The sequence below is a fragment of the Massilia sp. YIM B02443 genome (assembly GCF_030411955.1).
In the GTDB taxonomy this organism is placed as follows: Bacteria; Pseudomonadota; Gammaproteobacteria; order Burkholderiales; family Burkholderiaceae_D; genus Telluria.
This window is the reverse complement of record NZ_JASNRA010000009.1, coordinates 177,850-202,301: the sequence shown is the minus strand read 5'-3', so window position 1 is coordinate 202,301 and position 24,452 is coordinate 177,850. Positions and strand designations below refer to the sequence as shown.

The 24,452-nt window shown below is 68.3% G+C and carries 16 protein-coding genes; 10 read left to right on the top strand and 6 right to left on the bottom strand.

The window, feature by feature from the left end; translation table 11 throughout:
* Positions 1–14 precede the first annotated feature (14 nt).
* Positions 15–500, bottom strand: a complete 486-nt coding sequence (locus tag QPK27_RS11920; RefSeq protein ID WP_290418450.1) for an Lrp/AsnC ligand binding domain-containing protein — start codon at positions 498–500, stop codon at positions 15–17.
* 113 nt (positions 501–613) lie between these two features.
* Here QPK27_RS11920 and QPK27_RS11915 point away from each other — a divergent pair, with 113 nt between their 5' ends.
* Together QPK27_RS11915 and alr are read left to right on the top strand one after the other, a co-directional pair.
* The gene (locus tag QPK27_RS11915) at positions 614–1,909 is read left to right on the top strand and encodes a D-amino acid dehydrogenase (protein WP_290418449.1); all 1,296 of its coding nucleotides are present in this window, start codon (positions 614–616) and stop codon (positions 1,907–1,909) included.
* 8 nt (positions 1,910–1,917) lie between these two features.
* Positions 1,918–3,048, top strand: a complete 1,131-nt coding sequence (gene alr, locus QPK27_RS11910) for an alanine racemase (RefSeq protein ID WP_290418448.1) — start codon at positions 1,918–1,920, stop codon at positions 3,046–3,048.
* A 36-nt stretch (positions 3,049–3,084) separates the two neighbouring features.
* On the opposite strand, the gene QPK27_RS11905 is transcribed toward alr, so the two are convergent.
* On the bottom strand, positions 3,085–3,789 hold the full coding sequence (locus QPK27_RS11905) for an SOS response-associated peptidase family protein (protein WP_290418447.1): 705 nt from the start codon (positions 3,787–3,789) through the stop codon (positions 3,085–3,087).
* A gap of 108 nt (positions 3,790–3,897) precedes the next feature.
* Here QPK27_RS11905 and QPK27_RS11900 point away from each other — a divergent pair, with 108 nt between their 5' ends.
* Positions 3,898–7,131: a PAS domain S-box protein gene (locus QPK27_RS11900; RefSeq protein WP_290418446.1), complete on the top strand. Its 3,234-nt coding sequence runs from the start codon at positions 3,898–3,900 to the stop codon at positions 7,129–7,131.
* An 80-nt stretch (positions 7,132–7,211) separates the two neighbouring features.
* On the opposite strand, the gene QPK27_RS11895 is transcribed toward QPK27_RS11900, so the two are convergent.
* From QPK27_RS11895 to QPK27_RS11880, 4 genes are read right to left on the bottom strand one after another with little or no spacing between them, the layout of a single operon-like run.
* Positions 7,212–8,825, bottom strand: coding sequence for a chemotaxis protein CheW (locus QPK27_RS11895; protein ID WP_290418445.1), 1,614 nt, complete (start codon positions 8,823–8,825; stop codon positions 7,212–7,214).
* Complete coding sequence (locus tag QPK27_RS11890; RefSeq protein WP_290418444.1) at positions 8,822–9,373, bottom strand: chemotaxis protein CheD; 552 nt, start codon at positions 9,371–9,373, stop codon at positions 8,822–8,824. Before QPK27_RS11890 ends, QPK27_RS11895 begins: the two co-directional genes overlap by 4 nt.
* The gene (locus QPK27_RS11885) at positions 9,373–10,188 is read right to left on the bottom strand and encodes a protein-glutamate O-methyltransferase CheR (protein ID WP_290418443.1); all 816 of its coding nucleotides are present in this window, start codon (positions 10,186–10,188) and stop codon (positions 9,373–9,375) included. Before QPK27_RS11885 ends, QPK27_RS11890 begins: the two co-directional genes overlap by 1 nt.
* A gap of 20 nt (positions 10,189–10,208) precedes the next feature.
* Positions 10,209–11,906 (bottom strand): PAS domain-containing methyl-accepting chemotaxis protein, encoded by a 1,698-nt coding sequence (locus QPK27_RS11880; protein ID WP_290418442.1) that lies wholly within the window; start codon positions 11,904–11,906, stop codon positions 10,209–10,211.
* A gap of 380 nt (positions 11,907–12,286) precedes the next feature.
* On the opposite strand from QPK27_RS11880, the gene QPK27_RS11875 reads away from it, so the two are divergent.
* From QPK27_RS11875 to QPK27_RS11845, 7 genes are all read left to right on the top strand, one after another.
* Positions 12,287–12,784 (top strand): hypothetical protein, encoded by a 498-nt coding sequence (locus QPK27_RS11875; protein WP_290418441.1) that lies wholly within the window; start codon positions 12,287–12,289, stop codon positions 12,782–12,784.
* Between the two features lie 146 nt (positions 12,785–12,930).
* Positions 12,931–14,250, top strand: coding sequence for a hypothetical protein (locus tag QPK27_RS11870; RefSeq protein WP_290418440.1), 1,320 nt, complete (start codon positions 12,931–12,933; stop codon positions 14,248–14,250).
* A gap of 100 nt (positions 14,251–14,350) precedes the next feature.
* Positions 14,351–19,297, top strand: a complete 4,947-nt coding sequence (locus tag QPK27_RS11865) for an SdrD B-like domain-containing protein (RefSeq protein ID WP_290418439.1) — start codon at positions 14,351–14,353, stop codon at positions 19,295–19,297.
* Positions 19,298–19,319: 22 nt separating this feature from the next.
* Entirely contained in the window at positions 19,320–21,008 is a 1,689-nt protein-coding gene (locus QPK27_RS11860; RefSeq protein WP_290418438.1) for a hypothetical protein, read from the top strand.
* Positions 21,009–21,210: 202 nt separating this feature from the next.
* Positions 21,211–21,879 (top strand): response regulator, encoded by a 669-nt coding sequence (locus QPK27_RS11855; protein ID WP_290418437.1) that lies wholly within the window; start codon positions 21,211–21,213, stop codon positions 21,877–21,879.
* A gap of 115 nt (positions 21,880–21,994) precedes the next feature.
* Positions 21,995–23,530 carry an ATP-binding protein gene (locus QPK27_RS11850; protein WP_290418436.1) on the top strand — a complete coding sequence of 512 codons (1,536 nt, stop codon included), beginning with the start codon at positions 21,995–21,997 and terminating at the stop codon, positions 23,528–23,530.
* A 134-nt stretch (positions 23,531–23,664) separates the two neighbouring features.
* Positions 23,665–24,432, top strand: coding sequence for a response regulator (locus QPK27_RS11845; protein ID WP_290418435.1), 768 nt, complete (start codon positions 23,665–23,667; stop codon positions 24,430–24,432).
* The last annotated feature ends 20 nt before the right edge of the window (positions 24,433–24,452 follow it).

Here is a 24,452-nt window from a genome sequence, read left to right as displayed (position 1 = left end):
GGGCCGGCCGAAGCCTAGCGCCCGATCGACAAGGCCAGCGTCTCCTTCAACTCCTCCATCACCACATAGCTCTTCGACTGCCCGCCATCGGCCACGTGCAGGATCTCGCCCAGCAGGCGCCGGTATTCCTGCATCTCCGGGATGCGCGCCTTGATCATGTAGTCGAAGTCGCCCGACACCAGGTGGCACTCCATCACCTCGGGGATCGACAGGATCGCGCGCCGGAAGCGCTCGAAGGCGGCGTCCGACTTGTTGTTGAGGGTGATCTCGACGAACACCAGCACCTGCATCCCCACCGATAGCGGGTTGATGCGCGCGTGGTAGCCCTGGATCACGCCGTCGCGCTCCATGCGCTTGACCCGCTCGATGCAGGGCGTGAGCGAGAGTCCGACCTGCTCGGCCAGGTCCTTCATCACGATCCTGGCATCCTCCTGCAACACCGACAGGATGTGCAGGTCGATCCGGTCCAGGGTGCGGTTCGATGCCTTTTGCACGCGCATGCGTTCACTCCAAAAAATAATCCCGAAAATCACCGTATTAACAGAAACAATTATCGCCCTGCTGCCGTTAATATGGCAACCTTTACTGATTCCGACTTATTTTCGAGGAAGCTATGCGCGTCATCGTTCTGGGCAGCGGCGTGGTGGGCGTCACCACCGCGTATTATCTGGCGCAGGCCGGCCATGAGGTCACCGTCATCGACCGCCAGCCCGGGCCCGCCCTCGAGACCAGCTTCGCCAACGCCGGCCAGATCTCGCCCGGCTACGCCTCGCCCTGGGCCGCGCCCGGCGTGCCGCTGAAGGCCGCCAAATGGCTGTTCCAGCGCCACGCGCCGCTCGCCATCCAGCCCGACGGCACACTGTTCCAGTTGCAGTGGATGTGGGAGATGTTCCGCAACTGCGACGCCGCACGCTACGCCGTCAACAAGGAACGCATGGTGCGCCTGGCCGAATACAGCCGCGACTGCATGCGCGCGCTGCGGCGCGATACCGGCATCGCCTACGAAGGTCGCCAGCAAGGCACGCTGCAGGTGTTCCGCACCCAGCAGCAGTTCGACGGCGCCGCCAAGGACATCGAGGTGCTGCGCCAGGCCGGCGTCGAGTATGAACTCCTGAGCGGCAGCCAGCTGGCCGGCGCCGAGCCGGCGCTGGGCGCGAACGCCGGCCTGGTGGGCGGCCTGCGCCTGCCGAACGACGAGACCGGCGACTGCCAGCTGTTCACCACCCGCCTCACCGCGATGGCGCGCGAGCTCGGCGTACAGTTCAGCTTCGATACGACGGTCCGCTACCTGAAGGAAGCCGGCAGCGACATCGCCGGCGTGGTCACCGACAAGGGCGAATTCACGGCCGACCGCTACGTGCTGGCGCTCGGCAGCTATTCGCGCCTGCTGCTGCAGCGCTGGTTCCCGGTGCCGGTCTACCCGCTCAAGGGCTATTCGCTGACGGTGCCGATCCACGACGCCGCCCGCGCCCCGGTATCGACCATCCTCGACGAGAGCTACAAGATCGCGGTAACCCGCTTCGACAACCGCATCCGCGTCGGCGGCATGGCCGAGATCTCGGGCTACAACCTGAAACTGAACCCGCGCCGGCGCGAGACGCTGGAACTGGTGGTCAACGACCTGTTCCCGGGCGCCGGCGATACGCGCCAGGCCAGCTTCTGGACCGGCCTGCGCCCGATGACGCCGGACAGCACCCCGGTGGTCGGCGCCACCCCGCTGCGCAACCTGTTCCTGAACACTGGCCACGGCACCCTGGGCTGGACCATGGCGGCCGGCTCGGCCAGCGTGATCGCCGACCTGGTGAGCGGCAAGGCGCCGGCGATCCGGGCCGACGACCTGGCCGTGTTCCGCTACGCCGGCACGCCCGGCGCCGCCGCGGCGCAAGCCGCCGATCCTGCGCGCGCCTGAGGCGGCCGATGATGCGCGATAGTTCGACCAACGATTCCTGCAGCGTCGCGAGCACCCGCGCCGGGGCGATCCTGACGATCGACCTGGAGGCGGTGCGCGCCAACTACCGCCTGCTGCGTGCGACTGGCGCCGGCGCGGTGTGCGCCGGCGTGCTGAAGGCCGACGCCTATGGCCTCGGCATGGCGCAAGTGGCGGCGGCGCTGGTGGCCGAAGGCTGCACGGCGTTCTTCACCGCCCACCTGGACGAAGGCATCCGCCTGCGCACCCTGGTGCCGCCGGCAGCGACCATCTACGTGCTGCATGGCCCGATGCCGGGCCACGCCGCCGCCTGCGTCGACCACGATCTGATTCCGGTGCTGAACGACCCGGGCCAGATCGCCGAATGGCGCGCGCTGGCGCGCACGCTGGGCCGCGCGCTGCCGGCCGCGATCCAGGTCGACACCGGCATGTCGCGCATGGGCCTGGCCCCGGCCGACCTGGCGCGCCTGGCGGCCGATCCGCACTGGCTGGCGGGCATCGACCTGCGGCTGGTGATGAGCCACCTGGCCTGCGCCGACGAAGCGCAGCATCCGGTCAACGAACGCCAGCGCCTGAATTTCGAGGCGGCGCGCGCCCACTTCCCCGGCGTGCCGGCCAGCCTGGCCAATTCGTCGGCGGTGTTCCTGGGCGACGGCTACCGCTTCGACCTGCTGCGCCCTGGCGCCGCGCTGTACGGCATCAATCCGCAGCCCGGGTCGCCGAACCCCTTGCGCCAGGCGGTGTCCCTGAGTGCGCGCGTGGTGCAGCTGCGCACCATCGGCGCCGGCGACATCGTCGGCTACGGCGCGCGCTACGTCGCGCCCGGCCCGCGCCGCATCGCCACCATCGGCATCGGCTACGCCGACGGCTGGCTGCGCGCGCTGAGCGGCATCTCGTATGCCTGGGTCGACGGCGTCGCCGTGCCGTTCGTGGGCACGGTGTCGATGGACAGCGTCACGCTCGACGTCAGCGCCCTGCCCGAAGGCCGCCTGGCGCCGGGCGATACCGTGGACCTGTTGTGCGCGCAGCAGACGGTGGACGACGTGGCGGCGCAGGCCGGCACCATCGGCTACGAAGTGCTGACGCGTCTTGGCAGCCGTTTCGAGCGGCGCTACATCTAGCATTGGCTCCGGCGGCCCGCGCCAGGCCGCACCTCCTCAGAACAACTCGCCGTTCACCGGCAGCGGCGGCGATTGCGGCTGCGGCACCCGCGCCGTCGCCGCCTTCGGCGCGGCCCAGTCCTTCATCAACTCGGTCGGATAGTGCCGCAAAAAACTGCGCGCCACCTGCAGGTCATCGCAAGCCAGCCACGAGCGCACTTCGTCCTCCGGCAGCACCACCAGCGTGCGCTTCTCGTCGCCCGGCTTGTGCATGCGCCGCATCAGCGGATGGGTGTCGGCGTTGATGGTGATCTGGGTGAACGCGGTCGCAATCGAGCCGTCCGCTTCCTGCCATTCGCGCCACAGCCCGGCCACCCAGAACGGCGCATCGTCGGCCATCCCGATTGCGTGGCGCACCGCGCGCCCGCTCTCGTAGCACGGCTCGTAGAAGTGTTGCATCGGCACCGCGCACAATTGCAGGCGGCGCCAGAATGGCGAGAACGAGCGCCGCTCGCCGAGCGACTCGGCGCGCGCATTCATGGTGTCGAACGGCTTGACGCCGGGCGGAATGTGGCGGCGCGGGGTCATGCCGTAGCTGGCCAGCGCCGCCTGGGCGCGCATGCCGGGGGCGGCGCGCAGGATCGGCGCCACGTAGTCCTTCCAGGTCTCTTCCGGCCAGTGCCAGTCGCGCGGCAGCTCGCTGAAGGCGCCGATGCGGCCGTTGAATTGTTCCGGGGTCGGGGGACGGTAGTTGACGCACATGTTTTTGCTGAAATGTTGTTGCCAAATATAAACAAGCCGCGGTCGGTGAGACGAACGCCTCGAGCTCAAGTGTAAAATGCCCACACCGCCATTTTTCATTGTATCCCGATGCCGCAAGCCAGTCTTCCCTTCCTGCCCGCGCTTGACGAAACTTCGCGCCTGCTGCTCGCCTTCCCGTGGGATCAAACCGCGCTGGGCCCGATCGACGGCTGGCCGGCGGTGCTCAAGACCACGGTGGCCCTGATCATGGCGACCCCGGCCCCGATCGTCACCCTGTGGGGCGAAGACGGCTACATGATCTACAACGACGCCTACCGCGTGTTCGCCGGCGGGCGCCATCCCCGGCTGCTCGGCTCCAAGGTGCGCGAAGGCTGGCCCGAAGTGGCCGACTTCAACGACAACGTGATGCGGGTCGGGCTGGCGGGCGGCACGCTGAGCTACCAGGACCAGGAACTGACCCTGCACCGCAGCGGCGCGCCGGAACAGGTCTGGATGAACCTCGATTATTCGCCGATCCGCGACCAGGACGGCGACATCGCCGGCGTGATGTCGGTGGTGGTCGAGACCTCCAGCAAGGTCAAGGCCGAACGGCGCGTGCGCGCCGAACGCGAGCGCCTGAACACCATGTTCGAACAGGCGCCCGGTTTCATCTGCCTGCTCGAGGGGCGCGAGCACCGCTACGCGCTGGCCAACGGCGCCTACCGCAAGCTGGTCGGCGCCCGTCCCCTGCTCGGCCTGCCGGTGCACGAGGCGGTGCCGGAGCTGGCCGAGCAAGGCATCGTCGAGGCGCTCGACGCCTGCTTCGACAGCGGCGAGGCGGTGCGCGCCGAAGGCGCGCCGCTGACCCTGCGCGCGCCCGAGGGCGGCGCCACCCACAGCTACATCGACTTCGTGCTGCAGCCGCTGAAGGACAGCACCGGCGCCGTGTTCGCCACCTTCGTCGAGGGCAACGACGTCACCGAACGGGTCACCGCCGAACGCGCGCTGCGCGCCAGCGAGGAACGCTTCCGCACCTTCGCCCGGGCCATGCCGAATCACGTCTGGGCCGCGCGCGCCGACGGCAGCGCCGAATGGTTCAACGACCAGGTGTTCGACTACGCCGGCCTCGCGCCCGACGCCCTCCTCGGGCATGGCTGGACGCGCCTGCTGCATCCCGACGACGCCGCGCGTTACCAGGCGCACTGGCAGGCCAGCGTCTCGAGCGCCACCCCGTTCGAGATCGAGGCGCGCCTGCGCCGCGCCGACGGCGCCTGGCGCTGGCACCTGGTGCGCGCGCGCATCTCGCCAGGCGAGGATGGGCGCGAAGCCGGCGCCGCCGCGCTGTGGATCGGCAGCAGCATCGACATCGAAGACCAGAAGCGCGCCAGCGACGCCCTGGCCAGCATCAATGCCAGCCTGGAGCAGCGGGTCGAACGCCGCACCGCGGAGCGCGACCGCATGTGGCGCCTGTCGAAGGACATCATGATGGTGGCCGACCACGAGACCACGCTGTACGCGATGAACCCGGCCTTCACCCAGATCCTGGGCTGGAGCGAAGCCGAGATGCTGGGCGCGTCCTACCTCGAACTGGTGCATCCGGACGACCGCGAGCAGACCCGGCGCCAGGTGGCCGAGCTGCAGGCCGGCGGCCAGGTGTACCGCTTCGAGAACCGCTGGCGGCGCAAGAACGGTTCGTGGTGCCACCTGTCGTGGACCGCTTCGCCCGACCAGGATTACGTGCACGCGGTGGGACGCGACATCAGCGCCGACCTGCAGCAGCTGGACGTGATGCGGCGCACCGAGGCGGCGCTGCAGCAGGCGCAGAAGATGGAAACCATCGGCAAGCTCACCGGCGGCGTGGCGCACGACTTCAACAACCTGCTGCAGGTCATCGGCGGCAACCTGCAGCTGATCGGGCGCACGCTCGATAAACATGGAGAGCCGATGCCCGACATCCGCAAGCGCGTCGACAGCGCCATGAGCGGCGTCGAGCGCGGCGCCAAGCTGGCCAGCTCGCTGCTGTCGTTCGCGCGGCGCCAGCCGCTCGAGCCGCGCGCAGTGAAGATCAGCCGCCTGCTGGCCGGCATGGAAGACATGATGCGGCGCGCGCTGGGCGAAGAGATCGACATCGAGACGATCGTCTCGGGCGGCCTGTGGACCACCGAGGTCGATCCGGCCCAGATCGAGAACGCGATCCTGAACCTGGCGATCAATGCGCGCGACGCGATGGATGGCGCGGGCAAGCTGACCATCGAGGTCAACAACGCTGCGCTCGACGACCAATACTGCGCCACCCACCCGGAGGTGGCGCCCGGCCAGTACGTGCTGCTGGCGGTGAGCGACACCGGCAGCGGCATGCCGCAGGACGTGATCGACCAGGCCTTCGAGCCGTTTTTCTCGACCAAGCCCGAGGGCAAGGGCACGGGCCTGGGCCTGTCGATGGTGTACGGCCTGGTCAAGCAGTCGGGCGGCCACGTCAAGATCTACAGCGAGGTCGGCGAAGGCACCACGGTCAAGATCTATCTGCCGCGCTCCTACGGGGCCGAAGACCACCCGGGCGAGCAGCTGGCGCAGCCGGTCGCGGGCGGGCACGAGACGGTGCTGGTGGTCGAGGACGACGAGCAGGTGCGCCTGACCGTGGTCGACATGCTGACCGACCTCGGTTACCGCGTGCTGCGCGCGGGCGACGCCAGCGCGGCCCTGACCGTGATCGACAGCGGCGTGCACATCGACCTGCTGTTTACCGACGTGGTCATGCCCGGCCCCCTGCGCAGCCCGGACCTGGCGCGCAAGGCGCGCGCGCGGCTGCCGGAAGTAGCGGTGCTGTTCACCTCGGGCTACACCGAGAACGCGATCGTGCACGGCGGCCGGCTCGATCCGGGCGTGGAACTGCTCGGCAAGCCGTATACGCGCGACGCGCTGGCGCGCAAGGTGCGTCACGTGCTGGGCAACCAGCAGCAGAAGAATCGGGCCGTGGCGGGCGTTTCCGAGGCTCCTGTGGCCTCTTCCGCCCCGCCGGCAGCTGATGGGTACAAGGCGCGCGTATTGCTGGTGGAAGACGACGCCGACATCCGCGACAACACGGCGGAACTGGTGCGCCTGCTGGGCTACGAGGTGCTGGAGGCCGATTGCGCGGAAGCCGCGCTGGAACTGCTGGCGCGCAGGCCGGACATCGTGCTGACCGACCTGCAGCTGCCCGGGATGCACGGCGAAGCGCTGGCGCGGCTGGTGAAGGAACGGCTGCCGGCGACGCGGGTGGCGATCGTGTCGGGCGGGAGCGAGCGCCCGGAGGTGGCGGATGCGTGGTTAGGGAAGCCCTATGATGCGGGGCAGCTGGGGGCGTTGCTCGAGCGCCTGGCTTAAAAAAAAACGTCACCCCCGAAGGCGGGGATGACGTCGATGGACTCACTGTGATTATCGGCTGAAGCGGTCTTGCACGGCGCTCAAGCCGCCACCTGCCCTCCCAGCTGCTCCTTGAGCGACGCGATGAAGCGCTCCTTGTCGAACAGCGTCAGCACGTCTTCCTTGCCGTCGATCCCCGGCACTTCCAGCACCTCGGCGCTGTCGCGCCGCATGTCCTGCGGGCCGTTCACGCGCAGCAGCTGCGGCGACGGGCGGCGCTGGCTGTCTGGCAGCGACAGGATGGTGTCGACGCGGTCGACGATCAGGCCGAAGCGCTCGCCCTCGTGCTCCAGCACCAGGATGCGGCAGGCGCTGCGCTCTTCCAGCGGCGCCATGCCGTACAGGCGGCGCAGGTCGATCACGCACACCATCTGCTGGCGCACCTGCATCATGCCGTGCACGCAGTCGGGCATGCCCGGCGGACGCGTCACCGGGCCGGCAAAGTCGACCAGCTCGCGCACCTGGCTGATGTCGGCGGCCCAGCCGGTCTCCAGCGAGAACGCCAGGTAGACGCGGCGGCCGGTGGCGCGCTTGGCGGCGGCGCTGGCGGCGCTGGCCTCTTGCGCATACAGGCGGCGGTGTCCGGCGCAGATCTCGGCCACTTCGGCATCCGAGAACAGCCGCTCGTGGTCGAGGAACAGGCTGTCGCCCAGCTCGACGTTCGGCAGGCAGCCGCGGTACATGGCGCCGCGCGCGGTGCCCAGCAGCGGGATCGGCAGGATGTCGGTGTCGAAGTACGGCCGGATGTCGTCCACCGCATCGACCAGCAGCCCAAGCTGCTCGCCGCCCACACGTACCACCAGGATCCGACGCTCTTCTTCCTCCCCCAGGCCCGGCGCGCACTGCAGCATGGCGCCGAAATCGACCACGCCGACCGGCGCCCCGCGCAGGTTGATCCAGCCCTTGCACAGGCGGCCCAGCATGACGGAGGGCAGCAGCTCGGGCACGCGCATGATCTCCTGGATCGCTTCCATGGCGAGGGCAAAGCGCAGGCCGCCGACGGTGAACGAGATGCACTTGCGGCCCTGCGCCTGGCGCAGGAAGCGCATGCGCCAGGCGTCGCGCTGCACGCTGGCGTGGGCGCGCACCTGCGGCACGTTGTCGATCCGGACCAGGGCGGCGGCGTCCAGCATCTGAACGATGCGCGCGCCGTCGTCCAGGGTGATGGCGCCGGCCACCACGCACTTCGCCTGCGCGGCGTCATACTGCAGGCTGGCGCGCTGCTCGGGACGCACGCGCAGCACTTCCCCGGTGGCGTCGAACAGCAGGCCGACCTGGATGTCGTCGTGGTCGATGATCGCTACTCGCTGGCCGGCATGCGCGTTTGGCGCATCGGTCTCGAAGATGCGGCCCAGGTTCAGCAGCGGAATGGCGGCGCCGCGCAGCGTGAAGATGCCTTCCAGGCAGTCGGGCGACAGCGGGATCGGGGTCACGCGCTCGGGCATGCCCACCACTTCGCGCACGGCGGCCGCCGGCAGCGCGAACTCCTGGCCGTTGAGGAAGAAGGTGCCGACGGTTTCCATGCCGGCCGCTTCGCGCAGCACGCGCGCGGCGTCGGCGTGTTGCGCTTCGCGCTGGGCAAGCGCGGCCTGCACTTCGGGGCGCCCCACCATGCGCTCGTCGCCGGCGCTAGAGAGGGAGAACTGCGCGCTCATGCGAACACCGCCTGGCGCTGATATTGAGGCAACTGCGACGGCTGCTGATAAGGCTGCGGCAGGCGCGGGGTCTGCTGGTCGCGCACGATGCGCACCACGCTGAAGGTCTGGCGCTCGCAGTCGATCGACAGGCGGCGGCCGTGCGAGCCGCCCACGTCCTGGAACATCACCTGCAGGCCGCGTTCGAGCAGCTGGACGCGCGCCGCCTCGATGTTGCGCGAGCCGACAGTGCCGTCGGCATTGCGCAGGTTGAGCATGCGCGCACCGCCGGCGACGATCACGTCGACCTCTTCGTACTGCTCGCGGCGCACGCCCAGCCTGGCCAGCAGGCGCGGCACGGCGGCGCTGACGTAACGCGCCGAATCCTCGCCACTCTCCACGCCTTCGGGCAGGAAGCAATGGGCCAGGCCGCAGCGGCGCTCCTTACGCCAGATCATGCCGATCCCGACGCAGGAACCGAGCAGCGCGGTCAGGACCTGCTCGCCCTGGCCGATCTCCATCTGGCCGGACAGCACATACGACATCTGGTTCAGGCTCTGCATATTCATTATTTTTCTCCGCCAATGCGATAAACGTGGGCCTGCTCGAACGCGAACGGCGTCTGCAGGCGGGTGATGGATTCCTGTTCGCCCAGGACCAGGCGCGCATCCGGGCGCATCGCGGCGTGGGCGCCGGCCAGGACGCGCTCCTGGTTCTCGTGATCGAAATAGATCAGGACGTTGCGCAGCATGACCAGGTCGAACCAGCCGGCGCGCGGCGGGCGCTGCAACAGGTTGTGCTCGCCGAAGCTCACGTGGCCGGTGACGTCGGCGCCGAAGGCGAAGCCGCCGGCCACCGGGCGCAGGTACTTGCGAAACAGCGCCGGATAGTCCTGCTCGAAGCGCTCGACGCTGCGGCCGCGGTACAGCGCCGCGCGCGCGGTGGCCAGGGCGTCGGTCGAGATGTCGGTGGCCATGATCTCGAAGCGCAGGTCCGGCGCGCGCTGCGCGAACTCGAGGCAGGTCATGGCCAGCGAGTACGACTCCTCGCCGGTGGCCGCGGCCGCCGACCAGATGCGCAGCGGGCGGGTTTCGCCGCGGGCTACCCAGCCTGGCAGGAACTCGCGCTCCAGCCAGCGCCACACGGCCGGGGTGCGGAAGAAGGCGGTGTCGTTGGTGGTCACCGAATTGATGAACGATGCGACTTCAGCGCGGTCAGTGGCCAGGCGCTCGATGTAGGCGCGGTAGGAGCTCAAGCCCAGCGCGCGCAGGCGCGGCAGCAGGCGGCCCTGCAGCAGCACGCGCTTGTGCTCGTTCATTGCGATGCCGGTGTGCTTGCGCACCAGGCCAATGATCGCGGTGAGGTTGTCGTCGCACAGTTCCATGTTTCCGGTTCCTTGCCGTCTCAGACCACGAAGCGGGCCACGGTGCTGCTCAGGTGCTCGGCGTGCTCGTTCAGGCCTTCGGTGGAACGGGCGATGCTGTCGCACGAACCGGCCGAACGCTCGGTTTCCTGGGCGATGTAGAGGATCGCGGCCGCCACTTCCTTGGCCGTCAGAGACTGCTCGTTGGCGCTGGTGGTGATGTCGGCGATCGCCAGCGAGGTCTTGGCCACGCCCGCGGTGATGCGGTCGAACGCTTCGCTGGCCTGGCGCGAGATCTCGCTGCCCTGGGCCACGCGGCGCACCGATTCGTTGATCAATTTCGAGATTTCCTTGGTCGCCTGCGACGAGCGTTCCGCGAGCTTCCTCACTTCGTCGGCCACGACCGAGAAACCGAGGCCGTGTTCGCCGGCGCGCGCCGCTTCGATCGCGGCGTTGAAGGCCAGCATATTGGTCTGGCCGGCGATCTCGCCGATCACCTTCACGATTTCGCCGATGTCTTCGGACGACTGGTTGATCGCCGCCATCGCTTCGATCGAGCGGGCGATCGCCTTGGCGCCGATTTCCGCTTCGTTGCGGGTGGCTTGCGCCAGGCCGTTGGCGTCCTGGGTGCTGCGCGCGATGGTGCTGATCGAGGCGGTCAGGCCGTCGACCGAGGCGTTCATCTGTTCCACCGTGGCGCCCAGCGCCTGGGCGCTGGCGGCGACGGTGTTGGAGCGGTCGGCGATGGTGCGCGACGAGTCGTTCAGCTTGCCGGCGGCCGAGACGGCGTCGCCGATCACTTCGCGCAGGTCGCCGATCATCTTCATGACGCCGCGCGCCAGTTGATCCAGCGGCTCGTCGCCCGAGGTGTCGATTGCACCGGTCAGGTCGCCGCGCGCGGCGCGCGCCACTTGCTCCAGCAGGCAATCGACTTTGCGCCGCTCGGCTTCGGCGCGTTCGACCGAGGCTTGTTCCAGCATCACCTGCTCGGTGATGTCGGTGGCGAACTTGACCACTTTGAACGGCTTGCCGTTGGCGTCGAAGATCGGGTTGTAGGTGGCCTGGATCCACACGGTCTTGCCGTTGTTGCCATGGCGCTTGTAGCGGCCGGCGTCGAATTCGCCACGGTTGAGCTTACCCCAGAAGCGGCGGTAGGCGGCGCTGGCGGCGTACTCGTCGTCGCAGAACACGCGGTGGTGTTCGCCGCGCACGTCTTCCAGCGCATAGTCGAGCAGGTCGAGGAAATTGGCGTTGGCGTCGAGCACGATGCCGTTCATGTCGAACTCGACCACGGCCTGGGCCTTGCCGATGGCGGACACCAGGCCGCTGGTTTCGGCGGCGCGCATTTTTTCGCAGGTGACGTCGGTGGCAAACTTGATGATCTTGCAGACGCGGCCGCTGTCGTCGCGCACCGGGTTATAGGACGCATTGATCCAGAATTCGCGCCCGCCCTTGGCGATGCGCTTGTATTCGGCGCGCTCGGCCTTGCCGGCGCCCAGCTCCTGCCAGAAACGGGCATACGCCGGCGAGTCGATCAGGGCGCGCTCGCAAAACATCGAGTGATGTCGGCCTGCCAATTCATCGTCCGTATAACCGGTCACCGACAGGAAGTTGTCGTTGGCACGCAGGATGTTGCCGTTCAGGTCGAATTCAATGATGGCTTGTGCGCTGTCGAGCGCGGCGTAGATGGCGCGCAGGTCTTGCAGGTCGCTGCCCGATTCCAGATAGATCGTTTCCATATGTCCGATGTGAGGTGGAGGTTGCGGCGCCAGGACGCGGTGCCGACGTCGATTTCAAATTCAGAACAGATGATGCCGCAAAACCGGCAAACAGTAAATCCGGCAAAGTCGAAAGGTATGACTTCTGCTTATGCTGTTGTCCTTAGACAACAGTGATCAATCTGTCAGCGCTCGATTCAGCTATACAAGCCGTCAATTGGCGCTGTATCAACGATAGCAATCTGCTGTGATGTTTCCCGGCAAAAAGAAAAACAGTAGAAGTGAAAGATTTTTCTTGAGAAACTCCGCAAATTCGATAAAATGCGATCCATCAACTAATTCAGCAAATCCGAAACACCATGATGACCCCTCCGAACCACCGCTCGCAAGAAAGGCATTCCATGTTCACCCGTGTCCTGAATATCTTCATGTTCTTCTTCATCGTCCTGGCCGGCACGCGTGCCTTCGCCGCCGATGCCGTCCAGCCGGTCGATGTGCGCCTGCAGGCCTTCCAGGTGGTGGCCGCCACCAAGGACGGCGCCGAAAAGCTGGTCCCTGCCACCGTCGCCAACCCGGGCGACACCATCGAATACCAGGTGACGTACCAGAACAACGGCAAGCTGCCGGCCAAGGCGGTCGCCGCCACCCTGCCGGTGCCGGAAGGCGCGATGGCCTACCTCGACGGCAGCGCCGCCCCGAAGGCGATCAAGGCCAGCCTCGACGGCAAGCAGTTTTCCCAGATTCCCCTGACGCGCGAAGTCACGCGCGCCGGCAAGCGCGTCATCGAGACGGTTCCGCCTGCCGAATACCGGTTCCTGCGCTGGGAACTGGGCGACCTGGCGCCCGGCCAGGCCGCGACCGTGACCTCGCGCATGCGCGTGGCCGGCGCCCGCTCCTGACCTTCCGTCAGAAGCGGCTTCTTTAGCCGCTGTTTCCGCAGTTCTTTTTTGATGGCGCGTCCAGCGCGGGCCCCGTCACGCCCGTCGTACGTGCAAAACCTGAAGTTTTTAATAATTAACCACTCCCTTTTCGAAGGACCCGCACCATGAAAACCCGCCTGACTCTCGTCGCTGCCGTCGCCATCATGGCAACCGCCAACGGCGCCTACGCCGCCACCGCCGCCGGCACCCAGATCATCAACAAGGCCAGCGCCACCTATTCGGACTCGACCGGTGTGAAGACCGTCGAATCGAATACCGTGGTCACCACCGTGCAGCAGGTCGCCAGCCTGAGCCTGTCGGCCGGCACCAGCAAGAGCGGCGCCGCCGGCGCCACCGTCTCGTACCCGCACACCATCACCAACAACAGCAACGCCGCCGACAGCTTCACCCTGTCGCAGACCAACGCCGGCGTGTTCCAGATGGCCAATGTGCAGTTCTTCCCGGACACCAACGGCGACGGTATCGCCGACGACGGCGCGCCCGCCATCACCGTGACCCCGAGCGTGGCCGTGGGCGGCACCTATAAATTCGTGGCCGTCGCCACCCTGCCGGCCGGCGCCGCCACCGGCGCCACCAACGCCCTGACCGTCAAGGCCGCCAGCGTGTTCGCCAACACCGTCTCGCAGACCGCCATCGACAACACCACCGTCGCCGCCGGCGCCGCGCTCGACATGACCGCCAACGGCTTCGGCTCGACGGCCCTGGGCTACGGCGCCTACGTCGACGGCGGCGCCGCGCTGGAGAACAAGACCACCACGGCCGGCACCATGACCCGCTTCACCCTGTACCTGAGCAACAACGGCGGCACCCAGGACACCTTCAACCTGCAGGCCAGCACCGACGGCAGCTTCGGCGCCCAGACCCTGCCGGAAGGCTGGACCGTGGTGTTCAAGGACGCCAACAACCAGGTGATTACCGCCGCCACCGTGGCCGCCGGCGCGCATCCGGTGATCTACGCCGAAGTCACCCCGTCGGCCGGCGCCACCGTGGGCACCACCGACATCTACTTCCGCGCCATCTCGGGCACCACCGGCGTCACCGACAAGATCCGCGAAGCGGTCACCATCGCCGCCGCCAACTCGCTGCTGGAACTGGTCAAGGAACAGGCGCTCGACGCCGACTGCAACGGCGCCATCGAAGGCGCCTTCACCAAGGACCCGATCACGGGCGGCGCCGTGCCGGGCGCGTGCATCCGCTACCGCATCACCGCCACCAACAAAGGCGCGACCCAGATCACCGCGGTGGTCATGACCGACAACATCCCGGCCAACACCGTGTACCACGACGCCGCCGCCGCCTCGACCCTGCTGGGCAGCGTGCTGGCCCCGCTGAACGGCCTGGTCGGTTCGGTCAGCGCCAACGTCGGCGCCCTGAATCCGGGCCAGTCGAACACGATGCAGTTCGGCGTGAAGATCAACCCGTAATCACGCAGTAATCACGCAGTAGCAACACCCAAGCAGCACGAAGTCCGCGCCCGCCACAGGCGGGCGCGGCCCCGAATACCAACGAAGACTCCCGCGCACCATGACCTCTCTCTTCCGACACGTCATCCAGTTCCTGATCAGCGCCGTCGCGCTGCTGTCCCTGAACGCGGGAGCCGCCATCGTCAACCAGGCCAGCGCCAGCTTCGCCAACCCGGCCGGCGCCAGCGCCACCGTGCAATCGAACACTGTCCGCGCCACCCAGCGCGACACCATCACCTACTACACCAGCGCGTCGTTCAGCAGCGTGGCGCGCGCGGTGCGCACCAGCGGCGACCTGTACGTGCAGATCGAAGCCGCCGAATGCGCCGTCAACCCGAGCGCCGTCGAAAACATCAGCGTGTCGATCACCTCGAAGATGACCGGCGACAGCGAGCAGTACACCGCCACCGAAACCGGCATGGACACCGGCACCTTCCGCATCAGCGCGACCGCTGAAGACCGCCGCGCGGTGCAAGCCGCTGCCGCGGCCGCCGCAGCAGCCGAGCAAGCTGCCATGGATGCAGAGGACACCGAAGGCAAACCCAATATCGTCCGCACTAGCACCACCACCAGCAGCGCCGCCAGCCTGGGCAGCGGCAATGGCAAGGTCGAAGTGCTTCCCAACGACGTCCTGACCGCCGCCATCAACGGCTGCGGCAGCGGCCCGATCTCGACCACCGTGCTGGTCGACCCGATCGGCATCGTCTACGACAGCGCCACCAACCAGCCGATCCCCGGCGCCACCGTGACCCTGATCGACGTCACCGGCGCCGGCAATGGCGGCAACCCGGGCGGCCCGGCGGTCGTGTTCAACGTCGACGGCGTGACCCGCATGCCGAGCACCGACATCACCGACCCGGGCGGCATGTACCACTTCCCGCTGGTCGCCCCCAGCCTGTACCGCCTGGTGGTGATCCCGACCACCAACTACGGCTTCCCGTCCAAGGTCAAGCCGGGCGACCTGCCGGCCAGCCGCGAAACCAATCTGTATGGCTCCTACGGCGGCGACTTCACTGTCAGCGAAGCCAGCGGCGTGGTCACCATCGACGTCCCGCTCGACCCGATCCCGGGCACCCTGTACCTGGAAAAGAACGCCTCGCGCGCCCAGGTCGAAGTCGGCGACGTGCTCGACTACACCATCCGCGTCCACAACACCGCCGAGCAGGAGCTGGTCGGCGTGCAGGTCGAAGACACCCTGCCGGCCGGCTTCAGCCTGGTGCCGGGCACCATGCGCCTGGACGGCGCGCCGGTGGGTGGGTTCGAGAACCGCGGCCCGGTGCTGCGCGTGCCGGTCGGCCGCGTCGCCGCCAAGGGCGTCAACGTGCTGCGCTACCGCGTGCGCATCGGCGCCGGCGCGCTGCAGGGCGACGGCATCAACCGCGCCCAGGCCAGCAGCGCCGCGCCGCTGGCCTTCACCAGCGCCGTGGCCGCCGCCAAGGTGAAAGTCTCGGCCGGCGTGTTCAGCGAAAAGGGCTATATCATTGGCAACATCTTTGCCGACTGCAACGCCAACGGCCTGCGCGACAAGGGTGAAATGGGCGTGCCGGACGTGCGCGTCTGGCTCGAAGACGGCAGCTTCTCGCAGACCGATGCCGACGGCCGCTACAGCTTCAGCGACGTCTCGCCGCGGTCCCACGTGGCCAAGGTCGACGCCAACACCCTGCCGGCAGGCAGCCAGCTGGCGATCCTGTCGAACCGCAACGCCGGCGACGCCGGCAGCCGCTTCGTCGACCTCAAGGACGGCGAACTGGCCAAGGCCGACTTCGCCATCGCCGGCTGCAGCGCCGCCATCAACGAGACCATCGCCGCCCGCGCCGAGGCCCTGCGCGCAGCCGCCAGGGCTGCCGCCGAGTTCGGTACCTCGGCCCCGGAGGCGCCGCAAGCCGCCGCCAAGGCCGACCTGGCCGCGATGGACAACAGCCTCGGCTTCGTCGACCTGGCCGATGGCGCCGTGCTGGCCTCGACCCAGGCCACCGTGCGCGTCAAAGGCACGGCCGAATCGAGCGTGACGCTGAGCGTCAACGGCGAGCCGGTGTCGGACAAGAACATCGGCCAGAGCGCCGTGGTGGCCGAGCGCCAGCTGGAAGTGCGCGACTTCGTCGGCGTCACCCTCAAGCCGGGCCGCAACACCCTGGAAGTCGCCCAGCGCGACGCCTTCGGCAACGCCCGCGGCAACGCCAGCATCACCGTCATCGCCCCGGGCGCCCTGGCGCGCCTGCAGGTGAGCCCGCAAAGCGAAACCGCGCCGGCCGACGGCCAGCGCAAGGTCATGGTCCGGGTCAAGCTGGAAGACGCGCATGGCGTGCCGGTTGCCGAGCGTACCGCCGTCACCCTGGACGCGACTGCCGGCGAATGGGACCAGGCCGACCTGGATCCGCGCGAGCCGGGCCTGCAGGTGTTCATCGAAGGCGGCAATGGCGAATTCGCCCTGCGCGCCCCGGCCCAGTCTGCCGAGGCACGCCTGCACGCCGCCAGCGGCGACCTGAAGGCCGACAGCGTGCTGCGCTTCGTGCCCGACCTGCGTCCGCTGGTGGCCGCCGGCGTGATCGAAGGCGCGGTGAGCTTCAACCGTGCGCGCGGCAACACCGCCAATCCGCGCCGCGACTTCGACGGTTTCGAAGACCGCCTGCGCCAGATGGCCGAGAGCGACGACAAGCAGGGCCTGGCCACCGGCGCCCGCGCCGCCATGTTCGCCAAGGGCCAGGTCGGCGACAACACCCTGCTCACCATGGCGTACGACTCGGACAAGGACACCGAACCGAAACTGTTCCGCGACATCGACCCGCTGGCCTACTACCCGACCTACGGCGACGAATCGCGCCGCGGCTTCGAGGCGCAGTCGACCAGCCGCCTGTTCGTGCGCGCCGAGCGCGACCGTTCGTGGGTCATGTACGGCGATTTCGTGCCGCCGTCGGCCACCCCGGCGCGCAACCTGGGCGCCTACACCCGCAACCTGACCGGCCTGCGCCAGCACGCCGACATTGGCGGCCTGACCTTCGAGTCGTTCCTGAGCTACGACAGCACGCGCCAGATGGTGGAAGAAATCGCCGCCAACGGCACCTCGGGCCCCTTCCTCACCGGTGGCGGCATGATGGTCATCAACAGCGAGCGCGTCGAAATCGTCGTGCGCGACCGCAACCAGACCGGCCTGATGCTGTCGCGCCGCGCCCTGGTGCGCTACGTCGACTACGACATCGAGCCGCTCACCGGCCGCATCCTGCTGCGCGCTCCGGTGGCCAGCCTGGACCCGGACCTGAACCCGGTCAGCCTGCGCATCAGCTATGAAGTCGACCAGGGCAGCCCGCGCTTCTGGGTCGGCGGCGCCGCCGCCCAGTACAAGATCAACGAGGCCGTCGAAGTCGGCGCCGCCGTGGTCGAAGACCGCAACCCGGCCGCCCTGAGCCGCCTGGCCAGCATCAACGCCACCGTCAAGCCGGACGAGAAGACGGTCGTGATCGTGGAAGCGGCGCAGATGGAAAGGCTGGAAAAGACCGGCCGCGCCGCCCGCATCGACGCCACCCGCAACGATGGCGCCCTGGAAAGCCACGCCTACTTCGGCCGCGCCGACGCCGGGTTCGACAACCAGTCGAGCACCCTGCCGAAAGGCCGCACCGAAGGCGGCGCCCGCGTGCGCTACCGCTTCGACGAGCGCACCAGCGCTGGCCTGGAAGCGCTGCACACGGCCGACCTGGCCACCGATGCCAAGCGTAACGGTGTGCAAGTGTTCGGCGGCTACACCTTCGCCAACGGCATCCAGGTGGAAGCCGGCGTGCGCCACGCCAGGGAGCAGGCTGGTGAAGTCAATGGCAACCCCGTCGTGCTGGCCAACCCGGACCTGACCAGCGTGCGCGCCAAGGTCGCGATGCAGATCCCGGGCCTGCCGCAGGCCGGCGTGTTCGTCGAAGCCGAGCAGGACGTCAAGGACAGCGGCCGCCGCATGCTGGCGCTGGGCGGCGACTACCGCTTCGCCGGCGGCAGCCGCATCTATGGCCGCCATGAGCTGATCAGCAGCCTGGGCTCGACCTACGCCCTGAACCAGGGCCAGGAACGCCAGGCCACCGTGATCGGCGTCGACACCGACTACATGCAGGACGGCCGCGTGTTCTCCGAATACCGCGCCGGCGGCACCTCCCCGGCTGGATCGATTACCGGCGAGCGCCAGGCCGAGGCAGCCCTCGGCCTGCGCAACCTGTGGACCCTGGGCCAGGGCGTGCGCGCCAACACCAGCCTCGAACGCGTGAAAGTGCTGTCGGGCTCGAGCGCCAACGAAGCGATCGCCGTCACCGGCGCCATCGAAGTCAACCGCCACCCGCGCTGGAGCGGCAACGCCCGCCTCGAACTGCGCCACGCCGAAGACAGCGACGGCGTGCTGAGCACCCTGGGCCTGGCGTACAAGATCGACGAAAGCTGGACCTTCCTTGGCAAGAACACCCTGGCCGCCAATCGTTCGAATTCGACCCGCGCCATGCGCGTGACCGAAGTGCTGCAAAGCGGCGTCGCCTACCGCGCGCTGGAGTCGATCGGCGTGAACGGCCTGGCCAAGTACGAGTACAAGCTCGAGCGCGACGATGGTATCGCCGACCTGAAACGTGCCGTGCACGCCGTGTCGGTCAACGCCAACTGGCAGCCGCGCCGCGACACGATCCTGAGCGCACGCTACGCCGCCAAGCTGGCGACGGACCGTTCGGGCGGCCTGTCGAGCCGCACCGTCAGCCACCTGGTGGCCGGCCGCGCCACCTACGAGATCAACGAAGACTGGGACATCGGCGCCACCGCCCAGGTGCTGCTCGACCGCGACACGCGCGGGCGCCAGTACGCCGCCGGCGTCGAAGCGGGCTACCAGCTGCAGAAGAACATGTGGGTCTCGGCCGGCTACAACTTCATGGGCTTCAAGGAGCGCGACCTGGCCGGCGCCGACGCCACCGCCAAGGGCGTGTTCGCCCGGGTGCGCATGAAGTTCGACGAAAACACGCTGCAGGGCCTGCTGTCGGGCGATGCACTGAAATAAAACAGAACACACTGGATTCGACATGAAACATCATCTCCCGCGCCTGGTCTGGCTGAACCATTTCATCATCACCTGCCTGCTGCTGGCGGCCGGCCTGTTCGGCGCCGCGCCGTCGCAGGCGGCCTGCACCACGACCGGCGCCTGCATCACCGCCGGCCCGCGCCTGGCCAGCGTCGACACCAGCCAGAGCGCCCTGCTCGGCCCGCTGCTGGGCGGCCTGCTCGGCACCGGCGTCTCGCTCAATGCGCTGGACTGGAACGCGCTGGCGGGCGGCAACCTGAACCTGCTGAACACGCTCAAGATCCTGCAGACCCAGCTCAACCTGTCGAGCCCGTCGCAAGCGCTGGGCGCCAACGTCACCCTGGCCCAGATCGCCACCGCGCTGTCGCTCGAGGCCCAGGCCGAGGCCAAGCCGCAGCTGGCCTCGGCGTTGTCCGGCCTGGCCTCGGCGCTGAACGGCGCCGGCGGCACCGTGCGCCTGGGCGACCTGCTGAAACTGACCGTCGACACCGGCAGCCTGGGCACCACCACCGTGAACGCGCTCGACATGCTGACCGGCCTGGTGCAGCTGTACAACCGCAGCAACGTGCTGACCACCCCGGCCCCGATCGGGATCTCGGGCGGCCTGCTCGGCGCAGCCGGCGTGGTCAACAGCCTGCAGCTGTACGCCCAGGCGATCGAACCGCCGTCGTATGTCTGCGGCCCGACCGGCTCGACCTTCCATTCGGCGGCGATCCGCGTCAAGCTCAAGCTCGACCTGGTCACGCTGGCCCCGGTCACCGACACCCTGGTCGGCCTCGGCCTGCTGCAATCGGCCTCGATCGCGATCGGCAAGCTCGACGTCTACGTGGACGTGGCGCGCGGCGAAGGCAGCCTGGGCGCCGTGGACGCGGTGGCCAAGAGCGTCACCCTGCAGGTGGCGCCGGGCGTGGCCGACATCTACATCGGCAGCATCGACGACAGCGTATTCTTCAACCGCTCGAAGCGCATCCTGGATTCGGACGTCGGCTTCGGCACCATCGGCCAGCTGCAGGCCACCCTGGCGCTGGGCCTGGCGTCGGTCAACATCCCGCTCAAGGTCAAGAGCATCGTGCGCGGCGATGCGCCGTTCTCGCGCAGCGTGACGATGTCGGGCAGCTTCCCGCAGACCCGCACCGTCAGCACCAGCGCCGTGTTCGTCACCAACGCCGCCAACAGCCTGGTCAACAACCTGCAGATCGACAGCATGCCCCTGCTCGGCCTGCTGCAGGGCGTGGTCGAACCGCTGGTCAAGACCCTGGTCACCAAGACCATCACGCCGGTGATCGCGCCGGTGCTGAGCGGCGTCGCCGATCCGCTGTTGAAACTGCTGGGCATCGGCCTGGGCCAGATGGTGGTGACGGTGGAAGGCATCGGCCAGTCGTGCGACGATTTCAAGCTGAGCAAGACCGCGGACAAGGCCAACGCCACCCCGGGCGCGACCATCGTCTACACCATCAGGTACGAAAACACCGGCACCACCACGCTCAACGACCTGAAGATCAGCGACAGCACACCGGCCTTCACCACCTACGCCGACAGCAGCTGCGGCGCGCTGCCGGCGGGCCTGGCGACCTGCTCGGTGTCGGCAAAACCGGAACCCGGCGCCAACGGCAAGGTCGAGTGGGGCTTCACCGGAACCCTGGCGCCGGGGGCGTCGGGACAGGTCACGATTACCGTGACCGTGCAATAGTGCGCCACGATCAGCGACCGTAAGTTACAATCCAGAAATTAGTTACCACCTTTCACTATCGCGAAACGTGATAATTTGATAGATTGTTGACTTGCCCAGCTGTATTCACCCGCGCTGCCGCTTGCCGGATCGCGTAATGCATCGTGCGCCATGACCAATCCGGCATGGCGCTAGGGCTATTTACCTATGCACACGAACATCCATGACATCGCACAGTAATTCGCCCTCGGCACAGCAATCCGACCCCGCTTCTTCCGAAGTCTGCTCCACCAAGGAGGCCGCCAGCCTGCTGGGCGTATCGCACCGGACGGTGCAGCTGTGGGTCGAGAGCGGCGTCTTGCAGGCGTGGAAGACCGCGGGCGGCCACCGCCGCATCCTGCTGTCGTCGGTGCACCGGCTGGTGGCGCAGCGCAACCAGGCGGTGTCGGCCAACGCGCCGGCTGCGGCGGCGCCCGAGCCGGAAGCCGCCGCCGGCCGCCGCATCGTGATGGCCGACGACGACGCCACCCTGCTGCGCCTGTACGAGCTGGAAATCTCGGGCTGGGGCCTGGACGCCGAGCTGATCAAGGCGCGCGACGGTTTCGACGCCCTGATCCGGATCGGCGAGGCGCGTCCCCACCTGTTGATCAGCGACTTGAACATGCCGGGGATGGATGGTTTCCGCATGGTACGCACGCTTCGCGCCGATCCGCGTTATGGCAAGATGGCGATCGTCGTGATCAGCGGCCTCGACCGCGCTACCATCGCTTCGATGGGCTTGCCGGAAGACATTCCGGTGTTTTCCAAGCCGGTGCGGTTCGCCGAACTGCGCAAGACCGTGGAACAGATCTTCGGAGCCGGCGCGGAGGCAGGCGAGCAGCAATCAGGATAAAAACAACATGAACAACGAGCCGGACAGCACGCACCGTACCGCCTCTCCCCTGCCCCTGCAGCCAGCCGTCGCGCAAGCTGCGGTATTGCAGCCTGCGATGTTGCAGCCCGCGATCTTGCAGCCCGAAACTGTGCGTCTGCGCGCCCTGCAGGCGCTGCACCTGCTCGACACTCCGCCCGAGGAACGCTTCGATCGCATCACCCGCCTGGCCTGCCGCCTGCTGGACGTGCCGGTGTCGCTGATCGCGCTGGTCGACGCCGAGCGCCAGTGGTTCAAGTCGCGCGCCGGCCTCGACCTGCAGGAAACCTCGCGCGCCGATTCCTTCTGCACCTACACCATCCAGGACGAACACGGCCTGACGATCGAGGACACCCTGCTCGACCCGCGTTTCCGCGACAACCCGTTCGTGCAGGGCGCGCCGCACGTGCGCTCGTACGCCGGCATCCCGCTGGCCGCGCCCGACGGCAGCCGGGTCGGCGCCCTGTGCGTGATCGACAGCGCGGTGCGCCGCTTCGACGAAGGCCAGCTGCGCGCGCTGCGCGACCTGGCCGCGATCGCCGGCGAGGAATTGCGCGCCGGCGCCACCGGCCGCCCGGTGCTGGGCCCGGCCGGGGCCATGCCCTCGGGCTGGGAACGGGCGCTGGTGGCCAACCTGGCCGACGGCGTGCTGATGCTCGACGCCGACGGCGCCATCGTCGCCGCCAACCGCGCGGCGGCCGACATCTTCGGCGCCGACGCCGGCGCCGGCGCCCTGATCGGGCGGCCGGTGCATACGCTGCTCGAGGAAGACCCGGCGCGCCTGCGCGCCCACGGCCGCCTGCCCGAGGGCGCGCCGTGCGAGACCGGCGCGCGGCGCCTGGACGGCGCCCCGTTCCCGATCGAACTGTCGTATTGCGCCCTGCTGTGGGCCGGGCGCCCGATGTTCGCCGCCACCGTGCGCGACATCTCGGCGCGGCGCGCGCTGGAAGAGCGCAGCCGGCACCATTTCGCCACCGCCACCCACGAGCTGCGCACGCCAATGTCGAGCGTGCTGGGCTTTTCGGAACTGTTGCTCAAACGCGACTTCGATCCGGCTACCCAGCGCGAGCTGGTCGAGATCATCCACCGCGAAACCAGCCGCCTGGTCGAGCTGGTCAACCAGCTGCTGGACCTGGCGCGCATCGAGGCCGGCGGCAAGGAACAGCTCAAGATCGCCCCGGTGACGCTGCAGGCGCTGGTGGCCAGGACCCTGTCCGGGCTGGAAGGCCTGGGCCAGGCGCACCGCGTCAGCGTCGAGCTGGCCGAAGGCTTGCCGCGCCTGACGGCCGACGTCCAGAAGCTGCAGCAGGCGCTGACCAATATCCTCAGCAACAGCATCAAGTATTCGGCCCCGGATACCCCGATCGTGCTGGCGGCCGGCCTGGAAACCGGCGAGGGCCGGCGCGAGATCGCGATCCGGGTGCGCGACCGCGGCTACGGCATGACGCCCGCCCAGCAGAGCCAGGTGTTCGACGCGTTCTACCGCGCCGACCGCGACTCGAGCGTGCCCGGCAGCGGCCTGGGCATGACAATCCTGAAAGAAATCATCGACTTGCATGGCGGCCGCATCGTCGTCGAATCGGCGGTCGGGGTCGGCACCGAAGTTACCGTCTACCTGCCGGTAGCGGGCTGATCGGGCAGTCTGGCGAGCGCGGGTGTACCGCCCGCGCCACAAAAACCGCGCCGCTCGGCGCTTGCTCGACAGTAATTTCTTGGCGCTGCGGGTTTGCCTTGACAGGCAAATGTGAAACAGTAAAATCGGTAAATATGAAAATTGCCGATCACGAAGCAGTGGAACAGCCCGGCTACGACCGCGCCGCGTTCTGCACCACCCGCCAGGCGGCCGCGCGCATCGGCGTCTCGCACCGCACCGTCCAGATGTGGGTCGAGAACGGCACGCTGCGGGCCTGGAAGACCGCCGGCGGCCACCGCCGCATCGCCAACGACTCGGTCGAGTGCCTGCTCGAAGGCCGGCGCAACGCGCTGGCCGGGCACGGCGCCGCCGCAGGGGCCGGTTCCGCTTCCAGCGCCGCGTTGCGCGCCGCCGTCGTCGCCGCCGCCGCGGCCGCCTTTTCCAGCGCGGCCATCGCCGCCGTGCCCGAGGCCGCCACGCCTGTCGCGTCCATCGTCGCCACCACGCTTGCGCCCGCCGTCGAAGCGCCGCGCTCGGTCCTGATCGTCGACGACGACCCCATGCTGCTGCGTCTGTACGAACTTGAAATCTCGACCTGGGACATGAACATCGCCGTGCGCAAGGCCAGCAACGGCATCGAAGCGCTGGCCCAGGTCGGCCATGCCCGTCCCGACGTGCTGCTGAGCGACCTGCACATGCCCGGCCTGGACGGCTTCGGCATGATCCGCGCCCTGCGCGGCGACCCGGCCACCGCCACCTTGCCGCTGGTCGTGATCAGCGGCCTGGACCAACCAACCGTACTGTCGATGGGCCTGCCCGCCGACGTGACTTTCTTCACCAAGCCGGCGCCGCTGGCGGCTTTGCGCGCGGCGGTCACGTCGGCGCTGCCGAAGGCGGCCTGAGACCGGTTCAACACAACGCC

Excerpts from the sequence above, each read along its gene's own strand:
- QPK27_RS11860 (WP_290418438.1), top strand. The coding sequence starts at position 19,320 with ATGAAACATCATCTCCCGCGCCTGGTCTGGCTGAACCATTTCATCATC.
- QPK27_RS11855 (WP_290418437.1), top strand. The coding sequence starts at position 21,211 with ATGACATCGCACAGTAATTCGCCCTCGGCACAGCAATCCGACCCCGCT.
- QPK27_RS11895 (WP_290418445.1), bottom strand. The coding sequence starts at position 8,825 with ATGAGCGCGCAGTTCTCCCTCTCTAGCGCCGGCGACGAGCGCATGGTG.
- QPK27_RS11900 (WP_290418446.1), top strand. The coding sequence starts at position 3,898 with ATGCCGCAAGCCAGTCTTCCCTTCCTGCCCGCGCTTGACGAAACTTCG.
- QPK27_RS11885 (WP_290418443.1), bottom strand. The coding sequence starts at position 10,188 with ATGGAACTGTGCGACGACAACCTCACCGCGATCATTGGCCTGGTGCGC.
- QPK27_RS11905 (WP_290418447.1), bottom strand. The coding sequence starts at position 3,789 with ATGTGCGTCAACTACCGTCCCCCGACCCCGGAACAATTCAACGGCCGC.
- QPK27_RS11880 (WP_290418442.1), bottom strand. The coding sequence starts at position 11,906 with ATGGAAACGATCTATCTGGAATCGGGCAGCGACCTGCAAGACCTGCGC.
- QPK27_RS11865 (WP_290418439.1), top strand. The coding sequence starts at position 14,351 with ATGACCTCTCTCTTCCGACACGTCATCCAGTTCCTGATCAGCGCCGTC.
- QPK27_RS11875 (WP_290418441.1), top strand. The coding sequence starts at position 12,287 with ATGTTCACCCGTGTCCTGAATATCTTCATGTTCTTCTTCATCGTCCTG.
- QPK27_RS11915 (WP_290418449.1), top strand. The coding sequence starts at position 614 with ATGCGCGTCATCGTTCTGGGCAGCGGCGTGGTGGGCGTCACCACCGCG.
- QPK27_RS11920 (WP_290418450.1), bottom strand. The coding sequence starts at position 500 with ATGCGCGTGCAAAAGGCATCGAACCGCACCCTGGACCGGATCGACCTG.
- alr (WP_290418448.1), top strand. The coding sequence starts at position 1,918 with ATGATGCGCGATAGTTCGACCAACGATTCCTGCAGCGTCGCGAGCACC.
- QPK27_RS11845 (WP_290418435.1), top strand. The coding sequence starts at position 23,665 with ATGAAAATTGCCGATCACGAAGCAGTGGAACAGCCCGGCTACGACCGC.
- QPK27_RS11870 (WP_290418440.1), top strand. The coding sequence starts at position 12,931 with ATGAAAACCCGCCTGACTCTCGTCGCTGCCGTCGCCATCATGGCAACC.
- QPK27_RS11890 (WP_290418444.1), bottom strand. The coding sequence starts at position 9,373 with ATGAATATGCAGAGCCTGAACCAGATGTCGTATGTGCTGTCCGGCCAG.